This window comes from Paracoccus amoyensis, from assembly GCF_014490725.1.
Classification (GTDB): domain Bacteria; phylum Pseudomonadota; class Alphaproteobacteria; order Rhodobacterales; family Rhodobacteraceae; genus Paracoccus; species Paracoccus amoyensis.
Genome location: NZ_JACOQL010000006.1, coordinates 51,011 through 66,862, shown reverse-complemented (window position 1 = coordinate 66,862; position 15,852 = coordinate 51,011). Strand labels below are relative to the sequence as shown.

12 protein-coding genes are annotated in these 15,852 nt (G+C 60.4%); 5 read left to right on the top strand and 7 right to left on the bottom strand.

The window, feature by feature from the left end:
- Positions 1-7 precede the first annotated feature (7 nt).
- The 4 genes from H4P12_RS17370 to H4P12_RS17360 all read right to left on the bottom strand — a co-directional run bounded on the left by H4P12_RS17370 (position 8) and on the right by H4P12_RS17360 (position 2,568).
- A complete protein-coding gene (locus H4P12_RS17370; RefSeq protein WP_187794893.1) occupies positions 8-475 on the bottom strand; it encodes a MaoC family dehydratase in 468 nt (155 codons plus the stop codon).
- Between the two features lie 10 nt (positions 476-485).
- Entirely contained in the window at positions 486-1,343 is an 858-nt protein-coding gene (locus H4P12_RS19300) for an AMP-binding protein (protein ID WP_223115880.1), read from the bottom strand.
- Positions 1,340-2,122 (bottom strand): AMP-binding protein, encoded by a 783-nt coding sequence (locus H4P12_RS19295; RefSeq protein WP_223115879.1) that lies wholly within the window; start codon positions 2,120-2,122, stop codon positions 1,340-1,342. The genes H4P12_RS19300 and H4P12_RS19295 overlap by 4 nt, the downstream gene beginning before the upstream one ends.
- 65 nt (positions 2,123-2,187) lie before the next feature.
- Positions 2,188-2,568: a phasin family protein gene (locus H4P12_RS17360; protein ID WP_187794892.1), complete on the bottom strand. Its 381-nt coding sequence runs from the start codon at positions 2,566-2,568 to the stop codon at positions 2,188-2,190.
- Between the two features lie 367 nt (positions 2,569-2,935).
- On the opposite strand from H4P12_RS17360, the gene H4P12_RS17355 reads away from it, so the two are divergent.
- Positions 2,936-4,591: a GMC oxidoreductase gene (locus H4P12_RS17355; RefSeq protein ID WP_223115878.1), complete on the top strand. Its 1,656-nt coding sequence runs from the start codon at positions 2,936-2,938 to the stop codon at positions 4,589-4,591.
- A 23-nt stretch (positions 4,592-4,614) separates the two neighbouring features.
- The gene (locus H4P12_RS17350; RefSeq protein WP_187794890.1) at positions 4,615-6,606 is read left to right on the top strand and encodes an alkyl/aryl-sulfatase; all 1,992 of its coding nucleotides are present in this window, start codon (positions 4,615-4,617) and stop codon (positions 6,604-6,606) included.
- A 67-nt stretch (positions 6,607-6,673) separates the two neighbouring features.
- On the opposite strand, the gene H4P12_RS17345 is transcribed toward H4P12_RS17350, so the two are convergent.
- Positions 6,674-8,107, bottom strand: coding sequence for a coniferyl aldehyde dehydrogenase (locus tag H4P12_RS17345; RefSeq protein ID WP_223115877.1), 1,434 nt, complete (start codon positions 8,105-8,107; stop codon positions 6,674-6,676).
- 215 nt (positions 8,108-8,322) lie between these two features.
- Here H4P12_RS17345 and H4P12_RS17340 point away from each other — a divergent pair, with 215 nt between their 5' ends.
- Entirely contained in the window at positions 8,323-9,312 is a 990-nt protein-coding gene (locus H4P12_RS17340; protein ID WP_187794889.1) for an AraC family transcriptional regulator, read from the top strand.
- A gap of 77 nt (positions 9,313-9,389) precedes the next feature.
- Here the strand turns inward: H4P12_RS17340 and H4P12_RS17335 are convergent, their stop codons facing one another.
- On the bottom strand, positions 9,390-11,339 hold the full coding sequence (locus tag H4P12_RS17335; RefSeq protein WP_187794888.1) for an alkyl/aryl-sulfatase: 1,950 nt from the start codon (positions 11,337-11,339) through the stop codon (positions 9,390-9,392).
- Between the two features lie 256 nt (positions 11,340-11,595).
- Between H4P12_RS17335 and H4P12_RS17330 the strand changes: the two genes are divergently transcribed.
- The gene (locus H4P12_RS17330) at positions 11,596-12,189 is read left to right on the top strand and encodes a Crp/Fnr family transcriptional regulator (protein ID WP_187794887.1); all 594 of its coding nucleotides are present in this window, start codon (positions 11,596-11,598) and stop codon (positions 12,187-12,189) included.
- Between the two features lie 517 nt (positions 12,190-12,706).
- Here H4P12_RS17330 and H4P12_RS17325 read toward each other — a convergent pair.
- Positions 12,707-13,147, bottom strand: a complete 441-nt coding sequence (locus H4P12_RS17325; RefSeq protein WP_036702658.1) for a MerR family transcriptional regulator — start codon at positions 13,145-13,147, stop codon at positions 12,707-12,709.
- An 87-nt stretch (positions 13,148-13,234) separates the two neighbouring features.
- On the opposite strand from H4P12_RS17325, the gene H4P12_RS17320 reads away from it, so the two are divergent.
- Positions 13,235-15,517 (top strand): heavy metal translocating P-type ATPase, encoded by a 2,283-nt coding sequence (locus H4P12_RS17320; protein ID WP_187794886.1) that lies wholly within the window; start codon positions 13,235-13,237, stop codon positions 15,515-15,517.
- Positions 15,518-15,852 lie beyond the last annotated feature (335 nt).

The window sequence follows — 15,852 nt, the reverse complement described above, 5'->3', positions numbered from 1 at the left end:
GTTCCTCCTATCCCATAACCAGCGCCAGCACGTCGCCGATGATCGCGGGCTTTTCCGAGCCCTCGATATTCAGCACGGCGGACAGGCGCAGAAGCTGGCCTTTCGGTCCCTTGTCCTCGATCTCCTTCAGGACAAAGCTGGCGGTGACGCGGGCACCGGCCGGGACGGGCGCAAGGAAGCGCACATTGTCCAGCCCGTAATTGATCGCGCCCGCAGCATCGGCGGGCACGATGCCCGCCTCCTGCACGGCCGAGGCCAGTAGCGACAGCGTCAGAAAGCCATGCGCCACCGGGCCGCCAAAGGGGCTTTCCGCGCGGGCCCGTTCGACATCGACATGGATCCACTGATGGTCGCCGGTGATCCGGGCGAAGTCGTTGATATCGGACTGGCTGATGGTGACGGGTTCGGTCGCGCCGAAATCATGGCCGACGAAATCCTTCAGCGTCCGGGTGCTGTAATTGTTCGGTATGGTCATGGTCACGTCCTCAGCCTTCCGCCAGCTTGCGCAGCTCGCGGCGCAGGATCTTGCCAACGTTGGATTTGGGCAGCGCGTCCACGAAGACGATCTGGCGCGGCACCTTGTAGCCGGCGAGTTCGGTGCGGCAGTGGGCGATGATGTCATCGGCGCTTGCCTCGGCGAAGGGGGCCTTGACGACATAGACGCGCAGCGCCTCGCCGGTCTTATCGCTCGGAACACCGATACAGGCGCATTCGGCGACGCCATGGGCGGCGGTGACGGTGGCCTCGATCTCGTTGGGATAGACGTTGAAGCCCGAGACGATCACCATGTCCTTCTTGCGATCGACGATCTTCACGAAGCCGCCCGCGGTCAGCATGCCGACATCGCCGGTCTTGAAATAACCGTCGGGCGTGAAGGCCGAGGCATTGGCCTCGTCATTGTTCCAGTAACCGCGCATCACCTGCGGCCCCTTGGCGCAGATCTCGCCCGCCTCGCCTTCGGCCACTTCGCGGCCCTCATCGTCGATCAGCTTGATATCGGTCGAGGGGACCGGCAACCCGCAGGTTTCGGTGAATTCGGCGACCGACATCGGGTTGATGCACAGGATCGGCGAGGTCTCGGACAGGCCGTAACCTTCCTTGATATGCTTGCCGGTCAGCGCCTTCCACTTTTCCGAGGTGTCGCGGATCACCGCCGCACCGCCACCGATGGCGACCTTCAGCGCCGAGATATCGACATCCTTCATCGCCGGGCTGGCCAGCAGCAACTGGAACAGCGTGTTCACGCCGGGGATGACGGTGAATTTCGCGTTGCGGATCGCGCCGATGAAAGCGTCGGTGTCGCGGGGGTTCGGGATCAGAATGACCTTCGCGCCGACCGTCATAAGGCATGCATCACCATCAGTCCGAAGATGTGATACAGCGGCAGCGCCATCACCAGCACCTCGCGGCCCGGCTCGACCGCTTCGGGCATATGGGCGGTGAACTGCTGGACATTCGCGACCAGATTGCGATGGCTCAGCACCGCGCCCTTCGATGGGCCGGTGGTGCCACCGGTATATTGGAAGAACAGCGTATCATCGCCGGTCAGCTCGACCGGTTCCAGCACCAGCCCGGTGCCTTCGCTCAGCACATCGGCAAAGCGGACCGCATCCGTCAGGCGTGGATCGCGGGGCGGCGTCGGGATCGCGACCCCGGCGGCATCGCCCAGATCAACCGTGATGACGGTCCTGACCGGGGTTTCGTCGATGATTTCGGCCAGCGTCGGGGTCGAGCCGGCAAAGATGATGATCGTTTCCGCGCCCGAATCCTGCAGCTGGTGGCGCAGCTCATGCGGGGTATAAAGCGGGTTCACATTGACCTGTGCCGCACCGGCGCGGTGAATGCCCAGCATGGCCACAGGAAAGGCGAAGATATTGGGCGACATCAGCGCCACCCGGTCACCGCGCTTGACGCCCAGACGCTGTTGCAGCCAGGCGGCGACGGCATCGGCGGCGCGGTCCACCTCGGCATAGGTCATGGTCCGGCCGAAACATTCAAAGGCGGGCTTGTCCGCATATTCGGCGCAGGCCTTGCTGAACAGCGCGACGGTCGACGGATAGACATCGGCGTCGATTTCGCCAGGCACGCCGGATTCGTAGCTTCTGGTCCACGGGCGATTCATCTTTGCTCCTCCCACAAAGGTTCTGGATTGGCCCGGCCGAAGCTTTCGCCAGCCGGGCCCTGCGATCAGGCCGCCTTGTCCTGCTTCAGCAGCGCGGTGAAGGGCTCGATCACCTCTTCGGTCTTCTCGCGGGTCAGATCGGCAAGTTCCTTGGCCTGCGCGGTCGCGGTCTCGACGCGGTGCTGAACCCATCCGGCCTGCAGTTCGGCAACCTCGCGGATGCTGCGGGCGTCCAGCGTCGCTTTCGCATGCTGCCCGAATTCGGCGACGGTTTCGCGGCCAAAGCCGGCAATGGCGCTGCCAAGGGCGACGATGCCAGAAACATAGGCCTTGCCGCTGGCGCCGAACGCGCCGGAAACGAGGCCCGCATTCGCACGCACATCGCCCAGTGCGGCGGTGACGCGGGTCGAGACCGGGGCTTTGTCGGCGGCTTTCTTCGTGGTCATGATCTCTCTCCAATGGATTCGGTTGTCGATGCGCTTTTTTCGCAGCTGCCGCATTCCTGCGCTTGAGGCGAAGCGATAAAAATTTGAGCTAGCGCGCCAATATCGGCACTGCACGGCATGCAGCCGAGAACTTGGGCGGCCCCGTCGCCGCCTGCATCCAGTCACCGCATATGCGCAACCGTTGTCTGAAGAAGCTGAAGCAGACCAATTTGGCGCGTGAAATCCAAAATCTGCGCGCCTGCGGCAAAGTATCGGCTCAGAAATCGGGCATGATGGCGGGATAGGCCGATGCTGACTGAAGACCACCAGAGGCTTGAATTTACCGAAGCGCCCGATGAGCGGCGGAATAGGCGATGGGGAGATAATCTTGGAGAAATTCGACTGTGACTATCTGATTGTCGGATCAGGCTTCGGCGGGTCCGTTTCCGCATGTCGGCTGACAGAAAAAGGCTATGATGTTGTGGTGCTGGAACAGGGGCGCCGCTGGACGCCCGACAACCTGCCAAAGACCAACTGGAAATTCTGGGACTATCTGTGGAAGCCCAGTCTGAGGCTTCGGGGCTTTCTGAACCTCGCACTGTTCCGCCATGTTCTGATCCTGCACGGCAATGCGGTCGGCGGCGGATCGATTACCTATGCCCAGACCCTGCTGGTGCCGCCCGATTCGGTCTGGAACGAGGGCGATTGGGCCGATCTTGATGATTGGAACAAGGTCATGCCGCAGCATTATACGACCGCCAAGCGGATGCTGGGCGTCACCGAGAACCAGCGGCCATCGGCAGCCGACTGGAAGCTGAAGGACATGGCAAAGGCCGGTGGCATTGAGGACAGCTTTTATCTGACCGATGTCGGCGTCTTCTTTGGTGACGAAGGCGATGCGCCCGGCACTGAATATCCCGACCCCTATTTCGGCGGCGAGGGACCGGCCCGCAATTCCTGCAACAGCTGCGGCGGCTGCATGGTCGGCTGCCGCTATAATGCCAAGAACACGCTGGACAAGAATTACCTTTATCTCGCGGAAAAGCGCGGGGCGCAGGTCCATGCCGAAACGAAAGTGGTGGACATCCGCCCACTGGGTGGCGCCGCAGATGGCGCGCAGGGATACGAGGTGGTTTCCGAACCGACCTGGGGGCGCGGTCCGAAACGGACATGGCGCGCGCGCAATGTAATCCTTGCGGCATCGTCGTTGGGGACGCAGAATCTGCTGTTCAGGCTGAAGGAAAAAGGCTCGCTGCCGCGCATTTCCGATGATCTGGGCAAGCGTGTCCGCACCAATGCCGAATCGATTCTCGGCATGCGCTACCCCGGATCCAAGCAGGATCTCTCGACCGGGATCGCGATCGGATCGGGCATCTATATCAACGAGCATACCCATATCGAGGCGGTGCGCTATCCGCGCGGATCGAACCTGATGAGTGGGCTGTCCACCGTCCTCACCGGCGGCAGGCCGGGCATGACGCGTCCGCTGGCATGGCTGGGCGCATTGGGGAAACTGCTGGTTACCAGGCCGATCACCGGCATGAGAAGCCTGCTGCCGCGGCATTTCGCGAATGAGACGGTCCTATTCCTGGTCATGCAGACCATCGACGGACATCTGGATTTTCGCATGACACGGCCATGGTACTGGCCCTTCATGCGCAAGATGGCATCGCATGGGGACCGGATCCCGACCTTCATTCCCGAAGCCAACGCATTCGCGAAAATGGCCGCTAAGGCGACCGGCGGCGTGGCGCTCAGTTCGATGTCGGAAATTCTGTTCAATGTTCCCATGACGGCGCATTGCATGGGCGGTTGCGGGATGGCCGATACGCCGGAAAAGGGGGTGATCGACCGCAAGAACCGGGTCTTCAACTATGAAAACCTCTATGTGATCGATGGCTCGACGATTTCGGCCAATCTGGGCGTCAACCCCAGCCTGACCATCACCGCGCTTGCCGAACGCGCGATGTCCTTCATTCCAGACCGCGACAATAACACCCGCGAGCTGCCGGAAGCAACTGCGCAGGCAGTCGCCAATTCCTGATCTGAAACAAAAGGGAACATTCAATGAGAAGCTCAATTTCCTGGCTGGCGCTGAGTACGATGCTGGCCTTTGCCGCCCCTTACGCAGCGACGGCGCAACAGCAGCCCGGTCAGGCCACCGAGGCCACGCGCGACGCGAATGCGTCGCTGCGCGAACTTCTGCCATTCGACGACAATCAGGCATTCGAGGATGCACGGCGCGGCTTCCTTGCCCCGCTGCCGTCCGAACCCGTCACGGATGCCGCCGGAGAACCCGCCTGGGATCCCGACAAGTTTGCCTTCCTGCGCGACAGCGCCGCCCCCGATACCGTAAATCCCAGCCTGTGGCGGCAATCACAACTGGTCGAGATCGGCGGCCTGTTCGAGGTGACAGAGGGCGTCTTTCAGGTGCGCAACCTCGACCTTGCCAACATGACCATCATCGAAGGCGAAACCGGGCTGACCATCATCGACCCGCTGATATCGGCTGAAACGGCCCGCGCCGCCCTTGACCTTTATCGCCAGACAAGGGGATCGGACCGGCCTGTTGTGGCGGTGATCTATACGCACAGCCATGTCGATCACTTCGGAGGGGTGCGTGGCATCGTCGATGAGGAAGACGTGCGCACGGGCAAGGTCAGGATCTATGCGCCGGAAGGCTTCATGGAACATGCGGTGGCCGAAAATGTTCTGGCGGGCAATGCGATGGCGCGCCGCGCCTCGTACCAGTTCGGCAACCTGCTACCGGCCGGACCGACCGGGCAGGTCGGAGCGGGCCTTGGCACTACGACCTCGACCGGGGCGGTCACGCTGATCGCGCCGACCAATGTGATCTCGGAAAGCGGGCATGTCGAGGTCATCGACGGCTGGACCTATGAATTCCTGATGGCCAATGGCTCGGAAGCGCCGTCAGAGTTCATTTTTTACATGCCTGAAAAGAAGCTGCTGAACGGTGCCGAAACCGCGTCCCATATGCTTCACAACACCTATACGCTGCGCGGAGCCAAGCTGCGCGATCCGCTTGCATGGTCGAAATACCTCAATCAGGCAATCGCGGCATGGGGCGACGATATCGAGATCCTCTACAACCAGCATCAATGGCCCGTTTGGGGGAACGAACGCGCCGTCGATCACCTGAAAAAGCAGCGCGACATGTATCGATATATCAACGATGAAACGCTTCGCCTCGCCAATCACGGCTATAACAAGGAAGAGATAGCCGAGATGTTCGCCCTGCCCGAGGCGATCGAGAAGAGCTTTTCGAACCGAGGCTATTACGGATCCTACAGCCACAATGTGAAGGGCACCTATGTCTATCACCTCGGCTGGTTCGACGGGAACCCGGCAACCCTGAACCCGCTGCCGCGAACCGAGGCAGCAAAGCGATATGTCGAGATGATGGGCGGTGCCGATGCGGTCATCGAAAAGGCGCGCGCATATTACGATCAGGGCGAATATCGCTGGGTTGCTGAGGTTATCGACAAGGTAGTCTTTGCCGATCCCGAAAATCAGCAAGCAAGGGAGCTGGGCGCCAATGCCCTGGAGCAGATGGGTTATCAGGCCGAATCCGGGGTCTGGCGCAATTTCTACCTGTCCGGCGCCCAGGAACTGCGCAACGGGGTGATGCAGCTGCCCGCGCCGAAAACACTGACCCCCGACACCCTGAAAGCGATGAGCCTGGAACTGTATTTCGATTATATGGCGGTGCGGCTGAACCATCCCGCCGCTGACAGGAAAACCATCGCCCTGAACTTCAGCTTCCCCGATATCGGCGAAACCTATGCGCTTGAACTGGGCAACGGGGTTCTGAACCACACGGCAGATCTTCAGCTTGAAAATGCCGATGCGGATATCACGCTGGACCGTGAGACCCTTGACAGGATCACGCTTGGCCAGATGACGATGCGGGATGCCGTCGCAGATGGGCAGGTCACAATCGAAGGCGATGCCGCCAAGCTGCAGGAGCTGATATCCTATCTGGATGAGTTCGACTTCTGGTTCGATCTGGTGACGCCCAAAACCGCGGGCGCCAACTGATCGCCGAAGCGTCAGGGCTTAACAAGAAACGGGCCGCGCCAGGATCTCTGGCGCAGCCCGACGGCCTTCAGGAACGCCGGGAAAGAACCGATGCGACCCTACGCGCCAAAGGCCCCCATGGCGGGCCCAGCTTCTCGAACACATTGATGAATCCGATCCTGAGAACCGAACGCGCATGGCTGAAGCGGCGAAATCCCTCTTGGCCGTGATAGCCGCCCATGCCGCTGGGCCCGATCCCGCCAAAAGCCATGTCGTCCTGCGCCACATGCAACAGCGTTCCGTTCAGCGTCACCCCGCCCGAGATCGCGCGGCCTAGAATCTTCTCCTGCGTCTCTTTCCGGGTGGTGAAGGCGTAAAGCGCCAGCGGGCGGTCGCGACCCGAGACAAAGGCCAGCGCTTCGTCAAGGTCGTCATAACCGATCACCGGCAAAATGGGGCCGAAGATTTCCTCGCGCATCAGCACCCCGTCCGCGGGCGCGTCGATAACCACGGTCGGCGCGATCTTCCGCCCGTTGCTGTCGCGGATTTCACCGGCGCTCAGCACGGTCGCTCCAGCTTCGCGGGCCTGATCGACGGCCTCGACAAGCCGGCGATAATGGCGGTCAGACACGATCGAGGTATAGTCGGGGTTCTGAGCGATATCGGGATAGCTGCGTCGGGCATGCGCAATGACCGAGGTTGCGAATTCATCGACATTGCGGCGCGGCACCAGCGCATAATCCGGCGCGATACAGGTCTGCCCAGCATTCAGGAACTTGCCGAAGGCGATGCTTCTTGCTGCTTTCTGAAGATTGTAATCCTCGCACAGGATCGCCGGCGACTTGCCGCCGAGTTCAAGCGTGACCGGCGTCAGATTCTCGGCCGCGGCCTGCATGACCTTGCGCCCGACCCCGGTCGAGCCGGTGAAGATCAGATGATCGAAGGGCAGACCGGAAAAGGCCTGCGCGACCTCAGCTCCGCCGGTGACGACATGGACCTCATCCTCACTGAAGGTCCGGGCGATGGTCTGCGCGAGCAGTTCGGAAAAGCGCGGGGTCAATTCCGAGGGCTTGATCATCGCGCGATTGCCGGCAGCAAGAATGTCCACCAGCGGACCCAGCGACAGAAACAGCGGATAGTTCCAGGGGGCTATGATGCCGACCAGGCCCAGCGGCTCGTGCCGGACCCATGCGCGGGCCGGCTGGAACGCGATATCGACATGGCGACGCGACGGCCGCATCCAGCCCTTCAGGTGTTTGCGGGCATGGCGAATGCCGTTCAGGACCAGCGTGACCTCAAGCAGTCGTGTTTCGTCGGCGGACCTGTTTCCGAAATCCTCTGAAATCGCCGCCACATAGGCCGCCTCATTCGCGCGCACCATGTCCCGCAGCTTTTCAAGCCGTTCCTTGCGCTCGGCAAGGGACGGCTCGACACTGCCGCGCGTCAATGCGTGTTGGGCGGCAAATACGCGCCGCATTTCTGTCAGGTTGTGTTCGGTCGCCGAGGGGGAGGTCATGCTCATCTTCGGTCCTTTTTTGCAGACGGGTGATGCCGCGATTATCTCATGCCTGCACCGTATCGACTTTGCCGCACGGGTACCAAATTTGACCTGACGCGCCAAACCGGGGCCAGCCACACCAGCGAGACAGGCGATTGCGGCGTCAGCAGGCGTGATCTATGCTGATTTCATAGGGGGAGGCGCGGGGGTTGGCACGCTTATTCACACGTGCAAGCAAATTGACCGGTATCGCAGATATCGCGCCCGACCGGGGTGATCTGCTGGCACATATGCGGGCGGTCGGAATCGAGGCCGATGCGCTGCGTAAGTCAGATATATCAATAGATTACGCTGCTTTCTGTGCGTTACTGCATAATTGTGCGGTGGCTTGGGACATGCCCGATATCGGTCTGCGCATGGCAGGGCTGCAAGGGCTTGACCTGTTGGGCCCCGTCGCGCTGGTCGTGCGCATGGAACGCACGTTCCGCTCTGCAATGAACGCAATCTGCGAAAACCTGATCATCCATTCTAACGCCATTTTGGCAGTTCTTGAAGAGACGCCGGGAACGGATACCGCGACAGTGGTTCTCGATATTCGCTCTGACATCCCCGATAGCCGTGAGAATACCGAGCTGATCCTGGCGCAGGCCAATGTTGTCATCGACGCAATCGCAGAAATGGATGTCCCGCTTGTCGAGGTCGCATTCCGGCATGCCAAAGGCGCCTCGGCCCCGGCTGTGTCGAAGTTTTTTGGCTGTCCGGTCCGTTATGGCGCTGAACGGAACGCGCTAAGTTTCGACCGGGACATACTCGACCTGGCCGTTCAGCGCAGCGACCATGCCTTTCACACGCTTATTCAGCGCTATCTGATGACCAGCAAAGCTGAGGTCGCATCGAATTTCGTCGACGAGGCGCGGCGCGAAGTTTCCCGGCAGATGGAGCTCGGAACCTGCACGCTTGAAAATGTCGCGCGTGGCCTGAAGATCAGCACGCGCAGCATGCAAAGGCAATTGCGCACCAATAACACGACATTCGGCGATCTGGTGGATGAATGGCGGCAGGACCGGGCACTTTCGCTGGTTCTCAACACGCGCCTTCCCCTGTCCGAAGTGTCGGGCGCCTTGGGTTATTCTGAACAGAGCGTGTTCACGAAGGCATTTCGTCGCTGGTATGGTATCGCGCCGCTACGCTACCGCACTGACAGTGACAAACTGATTGCCGTGCGGTGACCACGGGGCGGCAGCGAGGATGAGTTCCACGCGGACTGGCCGCGTGGAACGGGCTGGCAATTCCGCAGCCTGTCAGATCACGGTGTTACAATGTCGAACCAGAATTCGAATGTATCCAGCAATCCGACAAAATCTTCGACTTTCTGCACATCGCCGTCGACCGATGCAGAGCCGCTCTCGATTGCACCCATCAGCGTTGTCTCGCCAAGGTTGATTTGATCAAGTATCGCACGATCAAGCGTGACAGTGGCATTCGCCGCATCGTCCTGACGTCCCAATGTATAGTTCATCACCCCATTGGTTACGGTCACGACGAACTGTTCATCGACGTCAGGCATGACGAAATTCAGTGCAATTTCCTGGCCGACGGCCTCCGGGTGGTTCAACCTGACCGCCAGATAATCCAGATAGGTTTCAAGCGGCAGGTTTCTGATGATGTCCGGTGACGCGGTCGCGGGTGTGGCCGCCTCGACAACCCCGTCGCGCAATTCCTTCGCACCCGACAGGTAAAAATTGCGCCATGGGCCGCTTTCAGCCTGATACCCCATTTGCGTCAGTGCATCGGCCAGCAGGTTCTTGGCCTCTTCATTTTCGGGCTCCGCGAAGACCAGGTGATTGAGCGCGGTTGCTACCCAACGGTATTCCCCGGCCTCATAGTCAGCGCGCGCTTTCTCTATGACTGCATCTGCGCCACCTGCATATTCGACGAACTTTCTGCCTTCCTCGACCGGAGGCAGTTCATGCAGTTCGGACGGATTGCCCGAGAACCAACCGAAATACAGTTGGTACTGCGCTTTCGCGTTATGGCTGACGCTTCCGTAATACCCGCGATTGAAGAACTTCTGCGCAAGGCTGTCGGGCAGTTCAAGCTGCTCGGCGATCTCCAGCATGGTTTCCCCGGTATTGGCAAGGCGCAAGGTCTCATCATGGATGTAGCGATAGGTGTCCCGCTGCCCCTCCCAAAGCTCGATGATGTGTTCATTACCCCAGGTCGGCCAGTGATGGCTTCCGAAGCTGACCTCGACTTCATCGCCAAAGCGGTTGATCGTATCGTTGATATATTTGGCAAACAGATCGCCCGAACGTACCTTGGCACCACGCAGGGTATAGAGATTATGCAGGGTGTGGCTGATTTCTTCGGCCTGCATCATCGCCTTGAACTTGGGAATGTAGAACATCAGTTCGGCGGGCGCCTCAGCCCCCGGTGTGTTCAGGAAGGTCATCGGAATGCCGTCGATGGTTTCCTGCTGCGGTGTTTCGTCGATGGTGATCGTCGGTTCGACGATGGTCACCTCGCCTGCAGCGGTTGTCGTGCCAAGCCCGGACCCCAGCGATCCTTCCGGCCCCTTCTCGATCACATTGCCATACATATAGGCGGCGCGTCGGCTCATCGTGTTGCCGGCGATCAGGTTTTCGCTGACGGATTCCTCGAAAAACCCTTCAGGAGCAACGACCTGAACGTTGTTGGACTCGATCTCCTCAGGTGTGAGAATCCCCTTCACACCACCGAAATGGTCAACATGGCTATGCGTCAGAATCACGGCTGAAACCGGAAGATCCTCGACATGATCGCGCAGAAGCTGCAGACCTGCCGCCGCGGTCTCGGTGGCTGTCAGAGGGTCGACAATGATCCATCCGGTTTCGCCCCGAATGAAGCTCATCACCGCAAGATCATATCCGCGAACCTGATAGATACCTCCTTCGACGACTTCGAATAGGCCGTGAACAGCGTTCAGGCGGCTCTGCCGCCAAAGGCTGGGATTGGCCGTCGCAGGCGCGTCGCCCTTCAGAAAATCAAACTGCGCGATGTCATATATTACGGTGCCATCGGGTGCAGTGATCTGATCGGCGTCCAATGTCGCGATCTGCCCACGCATTGCGTTGTCAAAATCGGTTTCGTCATTAAAGGGAAGATACTGCTGCAATGCTGCATTTGCGGATTGTGTCGCTTCGCTGGCCTCTTGTGCCTGCGCAACGCTGGCAACACCCACGACAAGGCAGCCTGTCTTCAACAGAATACGGATCATGACTTTGAAACCCTTATGTTGTTATCCAATAAAGCATGCGATCCATACCCAGCCCCAACTGAGGCAAGGATCGTTATCCAGCAGTCGTATTGCTTGATTGTTCGATCAAAAACCTCACCTGATGGGTTTGAGAAAATTGGTAAATGGTTCGGAGGGTGGGGTGCCGAGAGCATCATTGAATGAGGCCATAGAGATTCTGTCCCGGCGTGGCTGGCTCGCGAGTTGTGACGAGGAAGCGCGGTCGCAGTTCATCAGGATGGCACGTCTGCGCATGTATCCGGCAGGTGCTGTTGTATATTTGGAAGGTGACGAGCCCAACGGCCTGTACGGCCTTGTCAGCGGCGCGCTTGATGTGTCCATTCCAAGATCAGATGGATCGGATTTTACCATTCATCGTGCGCAGAGCGGTTTCTGGATTGGCGATCTCGCTACGATCTCTCAGCGGGCAAGACTCGTGTCCATCCGCACAGCCAGCGACGCAACATTGCTGCACCTTGGGTATCAGGGCCTTCAATCGCTCTTACGGAAAAATCCTACCCTTTATCGTGACCTGTATCGGCTGACATATGACAACTTCGCTATGACCAGCCATCTGTTCGCCAGCGTTTCGATGCCTTCGTCAGAAGCCCGCGTGGCATCACGTCTGCTTCTGCAGCTTGCCTGTGCCCCCAACCCTGATGGCAGGGTCATGATTTCCCAAACCGACCTCGCGGAACTCGTGGCACTTTCGCTACCCACCTTGCAGCGCACACTCCGCCGACTGACTGATCTTGGATACATTGAACAACGCTATCGCGAGATACGCGTTTCGAACCGCCCCGGTCTGTTGGAGGTGGTTGGGAGAATCTGAACACGCCGCCTGAAAGGTGCGCGGCTCCCTATACCGGATATCGAGTCTCCGTCGGGTCAGATCTCGTTCCACCCGTCTCCTCAAACGTTGATGTGGCGTTGATGTAAGTGCGCGATTTGTCGATGGTATAATGCTACCACCAATTCATCTATTTGATATATTTGCTAATTTTGGTTGCGGGGGTAGGATTTGAACCTACGACCTTCAGGTTATGAGCCGATCCGGGCTGAAAATTGGAAATCAAACGATTTCAGCAACTTACAAGACAACCGTTTGATTTCTTGCGATTTCCATTCCGGCGTTCGACCGCATTGAGCGGCTTTAGACAGCACAAGCTGCGCGAAAACTGCAGCCAAGGGTTGAGGTGGCGTTGAGGTGAGCAATTTTCAGTACCATCCATTTCGCTAGATGATCACGCAAAACGTGGTCCCGCACGAACGCAGCGACGAAAGTGCACGTTTGACTTGACAGAATTTCGTTCGGCTCACCGCCGATATGCCAATCGATCTGGCTGAGATCAGGTTGTCGCCCCGAGGTCAGGGTAACGATGATCGGTCGCGCAAAGCGAATGGTCGCCCAATGCTTCGATGACGCGGCAGTCCGCTATTTTACCGCCCGCGCATTGCGTCAGAATCCGCTGCAGTTCGACCTTGAGCGCGCCCAGCCGCGCAAGACGACTTTCAACCTCGGCCAATTGCGCGACAACGATTGCATCGGCCGCCGCGCAGGGCTGGCCGGGCTGGTCTGACAGGCTGAGGAGGTCACGGATCGCCTCGAGCGTGAAACCCAGATCGCGCGCGTGCCGGATGAAAGCCAGCAGTTCCAGCGCCTTTTGGCTGTAGAGCCGCTGGTTTCCGGCACTGCGTTCGGCCTCGGGCAAAAGGCCGATCTGCTCGTAATAACGGATCGTCGGCACCTTCACGCCTGTTGACGCCCCCAGTTTTCCAATCGTCAGCATCAGATTCCTCTTGAAGCTCTAGTTGCTAGAGACTTAGGTTCGCGAATCAATGAAGGCAATTCCCCGATCCGGGGCGAGGATAGTGACATGACAACGACAGATCCCAACAGCGGAACGGCCTGCGACTGGACTGTTTCCGGCATGGATTGCGGATCCTGCGCGGCCAAGATCAAGGATGCCGTGACACGTCTGCCAGGCGTCAGCGGCGTTGAAATCGGCATCATGTCGGAACGGCTGCGACTAACGCTGGACGAAACGCAGACCGGCCGCGACAGAGTCGAAAAGGTGGTGAAATCGCTTGGCTATGGAATCACGCCGCGTGCGGCAGGGACGAAGAAGGACTTCGTCATGCCCGTCATGAGCGATTCGTCGGCAGATGGTCATGATCAGAATCATGCCGACCATAGCCATGACCGCAGTGGCACCACCGCAGTGGCGCGGGACGACAGCGGTCATGGCAGCCCAGGCCATGTGCATGACGACCCCGCCGACCGCGGCAAGCGATGGTATCAGACCAGCAAGGGCAAGCTGGTGATCTTCACGGCGATCCTGCTGGGCTCTGCCTGGATCATCGAATTGCTGGCGCCGCAGATCGGCAAATGGGCTTTTGTCGCGGCCTGCCTGATCGGCGTGGCCCCGATTGCGAAACGCGCCTTTGCGGCCCTGCGTCTGGGCCAGCCCTTCACCATCGAAAGCCTGATGACGGTCGCGGCCATTGGCGCGCTGTTCATTGATGCTGCGGAAGAGGCGGCGTTGGTCGTGTTCCTGTTCGCGGTCGGCGAGGTGCTGGAGGGTGTGGCCGCCGGCAAGGCGCGCGATGGCATCCGGGCACTGGCCAATCTGGTGCCCAAGACTGCGCTTCTGCTGGTGAATGGTACAGCGCAGGAAGTACCGGCATCAAGCCTTGCCGTCGGGCAGATGGTGCTTGTCCGTCCGGGCGACCGCATCCCGGCAGATGGCGAGATCGCCGAGGGCACTTCGGGCGTGGATGACAGCCCGGTGACCGGCGAAAGCGTTCCCGTCACCAAGGGTCCGGGCGATCCGGTCTTCGCCGGCTCGATCAATACCGAGGCCGCGCTGCGCGTGACCGTCACCAAGGCCGCCGAGGATAACACCATCGCCCGCATCATCCGGCTGGTGGAAGAGGCCGAGGTCGCGCGCGCGCCGACCGAACGCTTCATCGACCGCTTCAGCCGCTGGTATATGCCCGCCATCGTCACCGTCGCGGCTCTGGTGGTTCTGCTGCCGCCGCTGGCCTTCGGTCAACCCTGGGACACCTGGATCTATCGCGGACTGGCGCTGCTGCTGATCGGCTGCCCCTGCGCTCTGGTCATCTCGGTGCCGGCCTCGATCGCTTCTGCGCTGTCCACGGGCGCCCGGCGCGGGATGCTGATGAAGGGCGGTGCGGTGATCGAGGCGGCGGCCAATGTGTCCCGCGTCGCCTTCGACAAGACCGGCACCCTGACCCATGGGCGCCCGGTGGTGACGGATGTTGTCACCTTCGGCGCGACGACCGAGGCCGAGCTGCTGGCCGTGGCGGCGGGGGTCGAAACCGGATCAAGCCATCCGCTGGCCGTCGCCATCCTGACCAAGGCCGACCAGGCAGGCATCGAAGCGCTGCCGTCACGCGATGCGAAAGCACTGATGGGCAAAGGCGTGGTCGCAACGGTGGGTGACGCCTCGGCATGGGTCAGCTCGCCGCGCTATGCGCTGGAAAATGGCGGGATCGACCCGTCTGACCTGCAACTGGCCACGGCCTTAGAGGAAGATGGCAAGACCGCCGTCGCCGTCTTCCGCGAAAAGACCCCGCTCGGCCTGATCGCCATGCGCGATGAGCCAAGACAGGATGCGGCCGATGCGGTTCGCCAATTGACCGCGATGGGCGTGACTTCGGTGATCCTGACCGGGGACAATCCGCGCACGGCGGCCGCAATCGCTGGCGGGCTGGGCATGGAGTTTCGGGCCGACATGATGCCCGAAGACAAGCTAACCGCGATCCGTGAAATGGGCGGGCAAGGCGGCGTGATGATGATCGGAGACGGCATCAACGACGCTCCGGCCCTGAAGCAGGCCAGCATCGGTGTCGCGATGGGATCGGGCACCGATGTGGCACTGGAGACGGCCGATGCCGCGATCCTGCGCGACCGGGTGACCGACATCCCCGCACTGATCCGCCTTGCCCACACGGCCATGGGAAATATCCGCCAGAACATCACCATCGCGCTTGGGCTGAAGGCGGTGTTTCTTGTGACCTCGGTTCTGGGGATTACCGGTCTGTGGATCGCCATCATGGCCGATACCGGGGCGACGGTTCTGGTCACGCTGAACGCTTTGCGCCTGTTGCGCTTCGATCCCGAGCGCGAGGCGTGACGCCGTGATTTCCGCTTTCGGTTGGGCGGCGCTGACCCTGCTTTCCGCCTATCTCATGCTTTTTTTTCCGGCAATGCCATGGCGGCGCAAGCGGCCGGTCGGCCGGTCTGGCTGTTCTCGTGGGCGAAACGGCGCGACTGTTATGCCGCGCTCGGCTTTCGGGCTGGTTGGCGCTGTTCGACGCCTCAGAGTGCGGGCAGAGACTCGGCTGGCTCAAGACCCCGGCTCGACTGTTGCAGGCCGCCGCCCCGCTGATCTTCGGGACGGCGCTTTCGGTCTGGGGGCTCGGGGCGCTATATGTGACCGCCGGGATCGGCGCGCTGGCCACGCGCGCG

What these genes read in the sequence shown, in the direction of transcription:
- H4P12_RS17370 (WP_187794893.1), bottom strand. Translation starts at nt 475, where the DNA reads ATGACCATACCGAACAATTACAGCACCCGGACGCTGAAGGATTTCGTC.
- H4P12_RS19300 (WP_223115880.1), bottom strand. Translation starts at nt 1,343, where the DNA reads ATGACGGTCGGCGCGAAGGTCATTCTGATCCCGAACCCCCGCGACACC.
- H4P12_RS19295 (WP_223115879.1), bottom strand. Translation starts at nt 2,122, where the DNA reads ATGAATCGCCCGTGGACCAGAAGCTACGAATCCGGCGTGCCTGGCGAA.
- H4P12_RS17360 (WP_187794892.1), bottom strand. Translation starts at nt 2,568, where the DNA reads ATGACCACGAAGAAAGCCGCCGACAAAGCCCCGGTCTCGACCCGCGTC.
- H4P12_RS17350 (WP_187794890.1), top strand. Translation starts at nt 4,615, where the DNA reads ATGAGAAGCTCAATTTCCTGGCTGGCGCTGAGTACGATGCTGGCCTTT.
- H4P12_RS17345 (WP_223115877.1), bottom strand. Translation starts at nt 8,107, where the DNA reads ATGAGCATGACCTCCCCCTCGGCGACCGAACACAACCTGACAGAAATG.
- H4P12_RS17335 (WP_187794888.1), bottom strand. Translation starts at nt 11,339, where the DNA reads ATGATCCGTATTCTGTTGAAGACAGGCTGCCTTGTCGTGGGTGTTGCC.
- H4P12_RS17330 (WP_187794887.1), top strand. Translation starts at nt 11,596, where the DNA reads ATGGCACGTCTGCGCATGTATCCGGCAGGTGCTGTTGTATATTTGGAA.
- H4P12_RS17325 (WP_036702658.1), bottom strand. Translation starts at nt 13,147, where the DNA reads ATGCTGACGATTGGAAAACTGGGGGCGTCAACAGGCGTGAAGGTGCCG.
- H4P12_RS17320 (WP_187794886.1), top strand. Translation starts at nt 13,235, where the DNA reads ATGACAACGACAGATCCCAACAGCGGAACGGCCTGCGACTGGACTGTT.